The following is a 10,683-nucleotide window of genomic DNA, read 5'->3' on the forward strand; positions in this document are numbered from 1 at the left end:
TTATTCATTCTTTTGTGGTTGTTTCCATTCCATATAACCGCATCTTCCACATGCATACCTGTTTAAGTGCTCAGCCATGAAAACTCCAGGCCCACATCTTGGGCAAACCTTCTTCAATCTAACAACTTTATCTCCTTCAATTTTGTAGTATTTGTATTTTGCTGTTTTTTTACCTTTTGTCATTATTCTCCCTCCTCAGCAGCTGTTTCTTCTTCTATTTTATTTTTTCTTAAGATGTGTTCTCTTTCAATTAATTTCATCATTTCTTCGTTGTCATATAATTTAGCATAACCTCTTGCTCTCTGCATTCCAGCTTCTTCAACGATTTTTTCAACTATTAATAAATCCTTGTTTGCATTTAACATTGCTGCAAGCTTTAACTTAACATCTTTAAAGGTTGGTGTTGCTCCATCGTGGTCTACAATGAATCTGTATTCTTTTCTCTTCAATAATGGGTTGTATCTTTCTGATAATATTTTTATTTCCATCATTTATATCCCCTCTCATTTTTTTGATGATTTTTAACAATATAAGGTTTTTGAGTTATTCTATTTTTTTGAATTGTTTTAGAATTTCTTCAATTTCTTGTTTTAGTTTTTCATCTATTTTTAGTACAACGATTCCTTCATTTGGCTGACCGTATAGAACGTAAGTTCCAATGGGAAAGTATTTGATAACAATTAAAGTAAGGAGGTCTTCCTCACCATCAACCAGTAGAGCAATGTCTTTATCATTTATTGTAGATAGATATTTAATACTTTCTATTGCTTCATCAGATATGCATCCAGGAGGATTTTTTACCTTAATAATTTTTTTGAATGTATGGTTTATTTCAACGGGAATATCTCTTTGAGTTTTTAAATCAAAAATGGAAAGTTTTGGAATTATATTATTTTCTATGACAGTTTTTGTTACAATATCTCCAACAGTTACGATATCTCCATCTATATCTGGTAGTGTTTTATATACTTTTCCAAAGGGCTTTTTTAATTTTTCCCTCAACTTTTCTGTAAGCTTTAACATAGCCAATCTACTCCTTTACACTTAGTGCATACTTCCCTTTAATATCAATCCCTGCCTTTTTGGCTATCTCTGATTTTTCTGGATTTATAACTATTAAAAGCCCAATCCAATTTTCACTGGTTGGGGATTGACATATTGGACATGTTTCATCATCTGTTAGATATTTGCATTTTAAACAAGCCCTCATAAGCTCACCTTAATCTTGCTGTTCTTTTTTAGCTTTTTCTTCTTCAATCCACTCTAATTTCCCTAAATATGGCTGTCTCATGGTTAACGCTATCTTACTACCTCTCTTTCTCTCTGCTTTTAAACTAATAGCAACAATCCTTGCCCTAACATAATCTCCAATTTCCAAAACCTTTCCAGTTTCTTTTCCAATAATTGCTTCCCTCTTAGGGTCGTAAGATACATAGTCATCCATAATTTGTGAAACGTGGATTAATCCATCTAAAGGTCCTAATCTTACGAAGCTTCCAAATTCAACGACATCAACAACCTCTCCCTCAATAAGTTCATACATCTCTGGGATATAGACGAGGGTTTCAAATACAACTGGATGATAGGCAGAGCCATCACCATGCACTACCTTACCTTCTCCAACTTCTTTTACATCTACGATGGATAAAATAAATCCAACGTCTTTATCTAATCTTCCTTCATATTTTTCCATGAGAATTTTTTTTACAGTTTCTTTCAAATCTTTTCCAAATTCTTCTGGCGGAACTCTAACAACATCAGCAATCTCTAAAATTTTATACATAGGATATTCACCTCTCGGTTCAGTTAAATTTAATAAAAAAAGAGATATTGATGATATAAAATGTTTAATAAAAATTAACAAAATAATTCAAATTGTGAGTAATTAACTAATTTGTTACAAAGTTGTATTTATAATTAACCATCTAATTTAAGAATTTAAATAAATTATATCCCAATTTTATCTATGACAATTCCAATTATTCCACTTCCAACAATAACACTAAATAAATACCTTAGCGTTAATTTTATTCCATATATTCTTTTCATCCCCAACAATAAAGGCAATCCAATAGATTGTGAAGAAATTAAAAATGAAATAATTAACCCTTTTGGAATCCCTTCTATTGCAACCACTTTTATTAACGGAATCATCGCATGTGGGCAGAGAAAGATAAATATTCTTATTATTGAAACATAAAAATATGTGATTATATTGTTAGAAAGGATTAATAAAATTGTCTCCTTTGGAACATAAGTCATTACAAATCCAGAAATCAAAAATCCTAAAAATATTGAAGGAAACAGTTTTTTAAATTGCTCAATAAATACATCAAAAAAATTGTCATTAGATTTTTTATTCTCGAATGCGAAAAATATCGCCCTTTTATTATAAAAAACAAATCCCACAAATATGGACAAAATTAAAGATGCTAAAATTTGTATAACTGCTATTTTATAACCTAACAATGAGAGAGATAACAAAATTCCAATTGGATTTATTGCTGATGCGGATACAACAAACGCAAAGCTAATCCCTAAATTAACCCCTCTTGAATTCAACGCATTTGCTATTGGAATGCTACTTGCAGAACATAAAGGTAAGAAAGCCCCAATAATTGATGCTAAAATTATGGATTTTTTTGAATTATCCAATAAATGAACAAACTTTTTTCTTAAATCCCCTTTTAACTTTATTTTTAAATAAGTAGATAAAATAAATCCAAACATAAGGTATGGAAACGCTTTTAAAAAGAAGTTTAGAGAGCGTTCCAATGAAAGATAAATATCAGATATATTAATCATAACTTCCACACTTTGAACATTTTTCACATTTATGTTCATTTTTGTAAGTGTTTTTTATTTTTCTGAAAGCTTTTTTTATTAATTGGAATGTTGTCCCATAAGGACACAAAAACCTACACCAAAACCTTGGTATAGCAATACCTAAAATCAATCCAATTATGATTAATGCCAATCTTGCATAATATGCGTTTTCAGCAGTTAAAAAAGCCAATTTTATTGATGCTATTAAACTACTTGTGTGGATTGGGATGTAATATCTTGGGTTTCCATTCAGTAGTGCGATTATGGCAAAAACAAACACAACATACTTTAAAAAATTAAAAGTCAATTTTAGTTCTAATGGAATTTTTAATGTATTCTTTGAAAATTTTCTTCTTATTTTGTAAATAATGTCGTTTAAAGTTCCATAAGGACAAACCCAGGCACAAAAATCTTTCCTAAACAAAGCAATATACCCAAGGGCAAATATAACAAACTCTCTTCTATAATACTTGGAAGGACAATCAACAACAGGACACATATCACATGCTAAAAATGGAATAACATAGGGGCATCTTAAAATAACAATAATCAATGTTGGAATAGCAACGATAAAAACACCATATTTAACAATTAATGATAAAATTCTTTTAAATTTCTCAAAATTCATTATTATCACCCCAAAAATAGAATTAAAAAGCAAAGTAATTATTTAGGGGCAAGGTCTATATATTCTGGGTAATATTTATGTAATATTTCTTGACCTTTTTCAGATTTTACTGGAATAAATCCATGTTTTGCTAAAATGCTCTGTCCTTCATCTGATAAGACAAATTCCATGTATTTGTATGCTAAATCTTTGTTCTTTGAGTTTTTCAAAACACCAATTGTGAATAAGCCATCTGCTTTGTTTAAATATTCTCTTGGAATCTCAATAATTTCAACATTTCCTTTTACACCATCTAAATATGCACATCTTCTCTCAACAAGTGCAGCATCACATTCTCCATCAACTACTGCTTTTAACATCTTTCTGTAGCAATCAAAATCCTTTGCACTTTTCTCATAAATCTTCTCAATTATATCCTTTTTTGGTTTTAATGCTCTACTTTCTGGAATTGATGCTTTTGAGTTTGTATATACAACAACATCATCCCTTAATAAATCTTCCAATTTGGTAATGTTCTTTGGATTACCTTTTGGAGTTATTATTACCCACTCAGTAAATTGGTAAATTTTGAAATCTGGCTCAATTAAACCTTCATTTAATAATTTCTCTGCATGTTTAACCCCCCTTGGCATATATACATCACAGTATGCACCATTTTCTATTGCCTTTCTTAATGTTCCTGAACTTGCACCTGTAAATTCTACTTTACAGTTGTATTTTTTCTCAAAAACAGCATTTAATTCTTGAAGAGCTTCAGTTGGCCCTCCACAGCTATAAACTACTAAAGTTGGAATCTCTTTCTGAGCTTCAGTTGCTTGGTTAGAAGTGCATCCACTGAGAAGTAAAGTTGATACAACAATCCCCACAACTAAGGCAAAAAACTTCCTCATAGTTTCACCATATTAGATTTTCTAATAACTAAATTACGAAATTTTCAAAAGTAGTTTTGATTTTTCATATAAAAAATTTGTTATTTAGAATTTTTAATGACAATTTGGATATTAGAAACCAAAATATTAGGGGGCTATTTTTAAATTTCTCCTTTAATTAAAATTCGTTACAAACCATGAAACGAAAAGTATATATAGTAGAAAGTTCATTGTAGAAAGTGCTTGCAAACCAAAAAGGTTGAGTTGGAGAGGACCCGTAGCCTAGCCTGGATAGGGCACCGGCCTTCTAAGCCGGGGGTCGGGGGTTCAAATCCCCTCGGGTCCGCCAATTTTTCTATTTTTTATTGATTGCTCCGGTGGTGTAGTCCGGCCAATCATGCGGGCCTTTCGAGCCCGCGACCCGGGTTCAAATCCCGGCCGGAGCATCATTATCTTATAAAAGTTTATATTTATTAATTTGGATTAATTGATTATTTTGAGGGATTACATGCATCTATGTATTAAATGCAAAGGTAAAGGTTATTGCGGAAAGCAGACATGCCCTCTTTTACATAATATTTATAAATCCAAATTTAAAGAAATTTTAAAATATCTGCCAGAGATTAAAACTGAAGTATTTGGGAATTCTACATCTTTTTTAGTTGGGAGAGTTAATTATCCAAATGTATTTATATCTCCACTTATTGGTGGGTTTGAGGATGTTGAACATCTATATGGTCTTAAAAAAGAAGAAATATTAAAAATTAGGTTAAATCTATTTTCCCCAAGAATTAAAGTAAATGCATACAAAATCAATACACTAATTGAAAAATTACAGGAAATAGCTATGAGTATAAAGCCAGTAAATTCTGAAGTGGAATTTTATAATAAACCAAAAATAGTATTGCCATTTTTTAATGACATTCCACCTATTGGCCCAGTTGGTGAGCTAAAAAGATTAAATTATGACAATCCAAAAATTCCGCAAATTGTTGATAAGGTAATTGATGATTATTCAATTGAAGGAGTTTTAAAAATTTATAAAAAATTTGATGAAATTTATGCTTCAAGATTGTTTTCTTGTGGAATTTTGGGAAAAGAAAAAAAGCTGATTCCAACAAGATGGGCTATAACTGCAGTTGATGATATCATAGGAAAAGAATACATCAAAAAAATTAGGGATTATAAAGTTTTAGATGAACCATTGAAGTTTGAAAATTATTATTTGGGTAATAGGTTTGAGATTTATTTCTTACCAAAACCTTGGAGCTTTAAATTAATAGAAACTTATAAAGCAGGATGTATTTGGAATAAAAGCAATAGAGATATAACTATTTTTGATTCTGAAATTAAAGAGAGGAAGAGATATGCCAGTAATACAGGAGGAGCTTATTACGCGGCAAGATTGGCTGTTTTGGAAAAATTAAATAAAATGAAAAGGCAGGCAAAGGTTATAGTTAAAAGAATTGTTGAGAGGAGTTATGATATTCCTTTAGGAGTTTGGGTTATTAGGGAAGGAGTTAGAGATGCGTTAAACAAAAAACCTTCTAAAATAGGGCAGAATGAAATAAAGAATTTAGACACTCAGAGGACTTTAGATGAATATATATAAGCTAAAAATAATCTTATTGCGATTTAGGTTTCTTTAATTATCTTTATATTTTTAAAGGTTCATATATGCTATTTGTGAATCGAATTAGCACACATTATTTTAATACAAACACTTCAGAATGATTAAGAGTTTGAGGGGGAATTATGGGTGATATAAATAAAATGGCATTAAATAAATTAAAAGAAATATTAAAAGAATTGAATAAACTTCCTGGAATTATAGGTTCGGCAATAATAAAAAAAGATGGTGAAATTGTCGCAAAGGACATGCCCGATTATATTAACGATGATTTTATGAATATGCTATCTACTATAGAAGGGTTTATAGAAAATATGTTATCTAATAGCAATGATATTGCACCAAATGAAGTGATAATCAGAGGGAAACATGAAAATATAATAGCAGTTAATATAGGGGATGTTATTTTGGTAGTTATGTCAAATTTAAGAGCAAATTTAAATAACATCTTAGAAATTATTGATGATTTTTCAGATGATATAAAGAATTATTGTAATATGTTATTTGAAAATACCTTAGAATTCCCAATTAAGCAGATTCTCTCAATGGGAGGAAGAAAAAGGTTTGGGAGGGATGTAGACATATCAATATTTAGGATTCTTAGATTTATAAATTTAAGAAAATATATTGGTGTGGATAATGAAACACTGATGTATTATTTTGGTAAAGAACTATGTAGAAATTTAAAATTTAATAATTTTGATGAATTGAGTGATTTTTACGAAAAATATAAACTTGGAGAAATTCAAATGATTAGTGAAAACCCTATAAAAATAAGGATATATGATTGTGTAAGTTGCGCTGGAATGCTGAATGTTGGAAAACCATTATGTCATTTTGAAGCAGGATTTTTATCTGGTTATATGGAAAATACATTTAACAAAAAATCTTATGTTATTGAAACACACTGCTGGGGATTAGGAAATGAATTCTGTCAATTTGAGATTAAATTAATTAACAAACCAAAAAAATAAAAATAAGTAGAGCCAGTTATTTACATTTTTAGATAGATGGTGGTTGTAATGGTTACTTTGGAAAAGATAGAGCTTAAGAACTTTAAATCATTTAAAAAATTGTCATTAGATGTTCCAAAGGGATTTACTGCTATAGTTGGGCCAAATGGAAGTGGAAAGTCCAATATAGTTGATGCTATTTTATTTGTACTTGGAAAAACATCTGCTAAAAAATTGAGGGCAAATAGGTTTAGTGGATTAATAACCTATCACAATGGAAAGAGGGCAGATTTTGCAGAGGTCTGTTTATATTTCTCAAATGAAAATAATGCATTTAATGTTAATGCTGAGAGAGTGGGGATTTTAAGAAGGATAAAGAGTAGTGGAGAGACAGATTATTATTTAATCTGGAAGGAAAATGATAAAGAAAAGAGAAAAAAGATGGCTAAGCATGAAATTATTGATTTATTTAGAAGATTGGGACTTTTGGGGGATAATGTAATTTCACAGGGAGATTTATTAAAAATTATCAACATCTCACCAATTGAGAGAAGGAAGATTATTGATGAGATTAGTGGAATATCTGAGTTTGATGAAAAAAAGAAAAAAGCTGAAGAGGAATTAAAAAAAGCAAGAGAGTTAATTGAGATGATTGATATAAGAATAAATGAGGTTGAAAATAATCTAAAAAAACTTAAAAAAGAGAAAGAAGATGCAGAGAAGTATATTAAATTAAATGAAGAGTTAAAATCTGCAAAATATGCCTTAATATTAAAAAAAGTTAATTATCTAAATATGCTCTTAGAAAATCTTCAAAATGACATTAAAAACTTAGAAAGCCTTAAAGATGAATTTTTAGGAAAAGTTAGAGAAATAGATGCTGAGATAGAGAATTTAAAATTAAGATTAAACAATATCGTTAATGAACTCAATGAAAAAGGAAATGAAGAGGTATTAGAGCTTCACAAATCAATTAAAGAGCTTGAGGTAGAAATTGAAAATGATAAGAAAGTTTTAGACGGCTCAATAAATGAATTAAATAAAATTGAAAATGAAATTGAAAATAAAAAGAATGAAATTGATGAAACACAGAAGAAGATTATTGAGAATAGAGATAAGATTATTGAAAAGGAAAATAAGATTAAAGAAATTGAGGAAAAAATTAAGGATTTAAATTATGAGAAAGAGAGATTAAAAGAGGCAATTGCTGAAAGCGAAAGCATTATCAAAAATTTAAAAAAGGCTGAGATGGAAATAGCAAATGAAATAGCTAAAAATCAAAATGAACTCTATAAATTAAAAAAAGAATTGAATGATTTAGAGAATTTAATAAGTAGAAAGAATTTTGAAATTGAAAAAAATAATGAAATTATCAAAAAATTAAAGGAAGAGCTTGAAACCATTGAGGATGTAGATACCAAACCATTATACTTAGAACTTGAAAACCTAAATGTTGAAATTGAATTTTCAAAGAGAAGGATTAAAGAGCTTGAAGAAAAAAAGAAAGAACTACAAACAAAATTGGATGAACTGCATGCTGAATATGTTAAGGAAAACGCAAGAATTAAGGCTTTAAAAGAAATGGAAGAGCTATCTGTAGATAGAGCTATTAAAGAAATCTTAAATGCCAACTTGCCAGGAGTTATTGATATTGTTGGAAATTTAGGAAAGACAAAGATTGAGTATAAAACTGCTATTGAAGTAGCGGCTGGGAATAGATTGAATCATATAGTTGTTAAGCGAATGGATGATGCTGTTAGAGCTATAAAGTATTTAAAAGAAAGAAAGTTGGGGAGAGCTACATTTTTGCCATTGGATAGGATTGAAGGTAGAGAGGCAGATTATATCTATGAAGATGGTGTTATTGGAAGAGCTATTGATGTAGTAGAGTTTGACGAAAAATATAGGAAGATTTTTGAATATGTGTTTGGAAACACGGTAGTTGTTGAAAACATAGATATAGCAAAAGAATTAGCTAAAAAATATAGAAAAGTAAGGTTTGTAACATTAGATGGGGATGTTATAGAGCCGAGTGGGGTGATGATTGGAGGGACTTTTAAAAGTAAGGCAAAGATAAAGGTTGATATTGATTTAAGTAAGCTAAATAGAATAGCTGATGAAATTATAGCCATTGAAAATGAGTTAAGAAATATTAAAGGAGAGATTGAAAGATTAAATGAGATAATAAAAAAGAGTTCTGCCAAAAAAATGGAGATTGAGAATACCTTGGAAATTATTAAAAAGAATGAGATGAGAAAAAGAGAGATTACTGAAAAGAACACTATAAAGATAAAAGAATTGGAGCTAAAAAATAAGGAAATTTTAGATGAGATGGAAGAGCTAAAACTTAAAAAAGAAGAAATTTTAGATAAAATTAATGAGATTGAGGATAAAATAAATGAGTTGATTGAAAAAAGAGAAAAAATAATGAACGAGTTAAAAGAATATGAAAGCGATGAAAATTTAAAAAGGATGAATGAAATTGAAGATGAATTAAAAATTTTAGAGAAAGAAAAAGCTAAGTTAAAAAATGAAATTGATAAAGGATTAACTTTAGTCAAAGAGATATTAATTCCAAAGATTGAAGAGTTAAATAGGAAAGTTTCTGAGCTGATAAATAAAAAAGCAATATTAGAAAAGAATATTTCATTCTACAAAGAGAGCATTCAGAAAAACTTGGATATATTAGAAGAAAAGAAGAAGAGATATGAAGAGCTAACTAAAAACTTAAAAGAACTCACCACAAAAAAGGAAAAACTTGAGAAAGAAATAGAAAGCTTAGAAAGAGAAAGAAGAGAAATATTAAAGAAAGTTAGAGATATTGAAAATAAAATAAATGAACTTATGGTTGAAAAGGCAAAATACGAAAGTAAATTAGAAGAAGAGGATAGAAAACTCTACCTATGTGAAAAAGTAGATATAAGTGAAGAGCTTGAGAAAAAAGACATTGAAGAACTTGAGATATATATAGGAGAGCTTGAAAATGAAATAAAAAAATTAGAACCAGTTAATATGAGAGCTATTGAAGATTATAACTATGTTGCTGAGAGATATAAAGAGCTGATAGAAAAAAGAAAAGAATATGAGAGAGATGAGAAAAAATATCTCCAGTTGATGGAAGAGCTTGAAAATAAAAAGAAAGAGGTCTTTATGGAAGTTTTTAATAAGGTAGCTAAGAACTTTGAGGAGGTTTATAGAGAGATTGGAGGAATAGGAAAATTAAGCTTAGAAAATGAAAAAAATCCTTTTGAAGGAGGGATTTTAATAGATGCATCCCCAAGAGGTAAAAAGTTGTTGAGCTTAGATGCGATGAGTGGGGGAGAAAAATCATTAACAGCTTTAGCATTTTTGTTTGCCATTCAAAGGCTAAATCCTTCACCATTTTATGTGTTGGATGAAGTTGATGCTGCTTTAGATGTGAAAAATGTATCTTTAATTGCAGATATGATTAAAAACGCTTCAAAAGATAGCCAATTTATAGTTATAAGTCATAGAGAGCAGATGGTTAGTAAGGCAGATGTTGTTTATGGTGTTTATATGGAAAATGGGTTAAGTAAGGTTGTTGGGATTAGGCTGTAATTTGCTTATAAAGAATAAAATGAATGTTATTTGGATTATCCCCTAAATACTTAGGATTTTTTATTTTTTTCTCTATTGGAGACTTCATAATCTCACCAAAATTTTTTATAAGGTATTTTCATCAATATAAATTTAAGATTTAGTTTTATGGTGGGGGCTATGGGGGAGATATTTAATAAGATAGATGAAATCTTAGAG

At 29.4% G+C, this 10,683-nt stretch carries 11 protein-coding genes and 2 tRNA genes; 5 read left to right on the forward strand and 8 right to left on the reverse strand.

Annotation, left to right across the window (positions count from 1 at the left end):
- The 8 genes from JH146_RS07390 to modA all read right to left on the reverse strand — a co-directional run bounded on the left by JH146_RS07390 (position 1) and on the right by modA (position 4,344).
- Positions 1 to 183 carry a 30S ribosomal protein S27ae gene (locus JH146_RS07390; RefSeq protein WP_048202371.1) on the reverse strand — a complete coding sequence of 61 codons (183 nt, stop codon included), beginning with the start codon at positions 181 to 183 and terminating at the stop codon, positions 1 to 3.
- Positions 183 to 488 carry a 30S ribosomal protein S24e gene (locus tag JH146_RS07395; protein WP_048202668.1) on the reverse strand — a complete coding sequence of 102 codons (306 nt, stop codon included), beginning with the start codon at positions 486 to 488 and terminating at the stop codon, positions 183 to 185. The genes JH146_RS07390 and JH146_RS07395 overlap by 1 nt, the downstream gene beginning before the upstream one ends.
- Positions 489 to 543: 55 nt before the next feature.
- Positions 544 to 1,023, reverse strand: coding sequence for a GTP-dependent dephospho-CoA kinase family protein (locus tag JH146_RS07400; RefSeq protein WP_048202669.1), 480 nt, complete (start codon positions 1,021 to 1,023; stop codon positions 544 to 546).
- 7 nt (positions 1,024 to 1,030) lie between these two features.
- Positions 1,031 to 1,210, reverse strand: coding sequence for a transcription elongation factor subunit Spt4 (spt4, locus tag JH146_RS07405; protein ID WP_048202372.1), 180 nt, complete (start codon positions 1,208 to 1,210; stop codon positions 1,031 to 1,033).
- 9 nt (positions 1,211 to 1,219) lie between these two features.
- Positions 1,220 to 1,783 (reverse strand): DNA-directed RNA polymerase, encoded by a 564-nt coding sequence (gene rpoE, locus JH146_RS07410; RefSeq protein WP_048202373.1) that lies wholly within the window; start codon positions 1,781 to 1,783, stop codon positions 1,220 to 1,222.
- Between the two features lie 164 nt (positions 1,784 to 1,947).
- Positions 1,948 to 2,805: a permease gene (locus tag JH146_RS07415; protein ID WP_048202374.1), complete on the reverse strand. Its 858-nt coding sequence runs from the start codon at positions 2,803 to 2,805 to the stop codon at positions 1,948 to 1,950.
- Complete coding sequence (locus JH146_RS07420; RefSeq protein WP_048202375.1) at positions 2,798 to 3,454, reverse strand: 4Fe-4S binding protein; 657 nt, start codon at positions 3,452 to 3,454, stop codon at positions 2,798 to 2,800. The genes JH146_RS07415 and JH146_RS07420 overlap by 8 nt, the downstream gene beginning before the upstream one ends.
- 38 nt (positions 3,455 to 3,492) lie before the next feature.
- Positions 3,493 to 4,344, reverse strand: a complete 852-nt coding sequence (modA, locus tag JH146_RS07425; protein WP_048202376.1) for a molybdate ABC transporter substrate-binding protein — start codon at positions 4,342 to 4,344, stop codon at positions 3,493 to 3,495.
- Positions 4,345 to 4,594: 250 nt separating this feature from the next.
- On the opposite strand from modA, the gene JH146_RS07430 reads away from it, so the two are divergent.
- From JH146_RS07430 to smc, 5 genes are all read left to right on the forward strand, one after another.
- Positions 4,595 to 4,672, forward strand: a tRNA-Arg gene (locus JH146_RS07430).
- Between the two features lie 22 nt (positions 4,673 to 4,694).
- A tRNA-Glu gene (locus JH146_RS07435) sits at positions 4,695 to 4,769 on the forward strand.
- 62 nt (positions 4,770 to 4,831) lie between these two features.
- The gene (locus JH146_RS07440) at positions 4,832 to 5,935 is read left to right on the forward strand and encodes an Nre family DNA repair protein (RefSeq protein ID WP_048202377.1); all 1,104 of its coding nucleotides are present in this window, start codon (positions 4,832 to 4,834) and stop codon (positions 5,933 to 5,935) included.
- A 143-nt stretch (positions 5,936 to 6,078) separates the two neighbouring features.
- Complete coding sequence (locus tag JH146_RS08865; protein WP_236953659.1) at positions 6,079 to 6,927, forward strand: DUF2507 domain-containing protein; 849 nt, start codon at positions 6,079 to 6,081, stop codon at positions 6,925 to 6,927.
- A gap of 48 nt (positions 6,928 to 6,975) precedes the next feature.
- Positions 6,976 to 10,485, forward strand: coding sequence for a chromosome segregation protein SMC (gene smc, locus JH146_RS07450; RefSeq protein ID WP_048202378.1), 3,510 nt, complete (start codon positions 6,976 to 6,978; stop codon positions 10,483 to 10,485).
- Positions 10,486 to 10,683 lie beyond the last annotated feature (198 nt).

This window comes from Methanocaldococcus bathoardescens, from assembly GCF_000739065.1.
Taxonomy (GTDB): Archaea; AGJL01; Methanococci; order Methanococcales; family Methanocaldococcaceae; genus Methanocaldococcus; species Methanocaldococcus bathoardescens.

What these genes read in the sequence shown, in the direction of transcription:
- JH146_RS07440 (WP_048202377.1), top strand. Translation starts at nt 4,832, where the DNA reads ATGCATCTATGTATTAAATGCAAAGGTAAAGGTTATTGCGGAAAGCAG.
- JH146_RS07420 (WP_048202375.1), bottom strand. Translation starts at nt 3,454, where the DNA reads ATGAATTTTGAGAAATTTAAAAGAATTTTATCATTAATTGTTAAATAT.
- smc (WP_048202378.1), top strand. Translation starts at nt 6,976, where the DNA reads ATGGTTACTTTGGAAAAGATAGAGCTTAAGAACTTTAAATCATTTAAA.
- spt4 (WP_048202372.1), bottom strand. Translation starts at nt 1,210, where the DNA reads ATGAGGGCTTGTTTAAAATGCAAATATCTAACAGATGATGAAACATGT.
- JH146_RS07415 (WP_048202374.1), bottom strand. Translation starts at nt 2,805, where the DNA reads ATGATTAATATATCTGATATTTATCTTTCATTGGAACGCTCTCTAAAC.
- JH146_RS07400 (WP_048202669.1), bottom strand. Translation starts at nt 1,023, where the DNA reads ATGTTAAAGCTTACAGAAAAGTTGAGGGAAAAATTAAAAAAGCCCTTT.
- JH146_RS08865 (WP_236953659.1), top strand. Translation starts at nt 6,079, where the DNA reads ATGGGTGATATAAATAAAATGGCATTAAATAAATTAAAAGAAATATTA.
- JH146_RS07395 (WP_048202668.1), bottom strand. Translation starts at nt 488, where the DNA reads ATGGAAATAAAAATATTATCAGAAAGATACAACCCATTATTGAAGAGA.
- modA (WP_048202376.1), bottom strand. Translation starts at nt 4,344, where the DNA reads ATGAGGAAGTTTTTTGCCTTAGTTGTGGGGATTGTTGTATCAACTTTA.
- rpoE (WP_048202373.1), bottom strand. Translation starts at nt 1,783, where the DNA reads ATGTATAAAATTTTAGAGATTGCTGATGTTGTTAGAGTTCCGCCAGAA.
- JH146_RS07390 (WP_048202371.1), bottom strand. Translation starts at nt 183, where the DNA reads ATGACAAAAGGTAAAAAAACAGCAAAATACAAATACTACAAAATTGAA.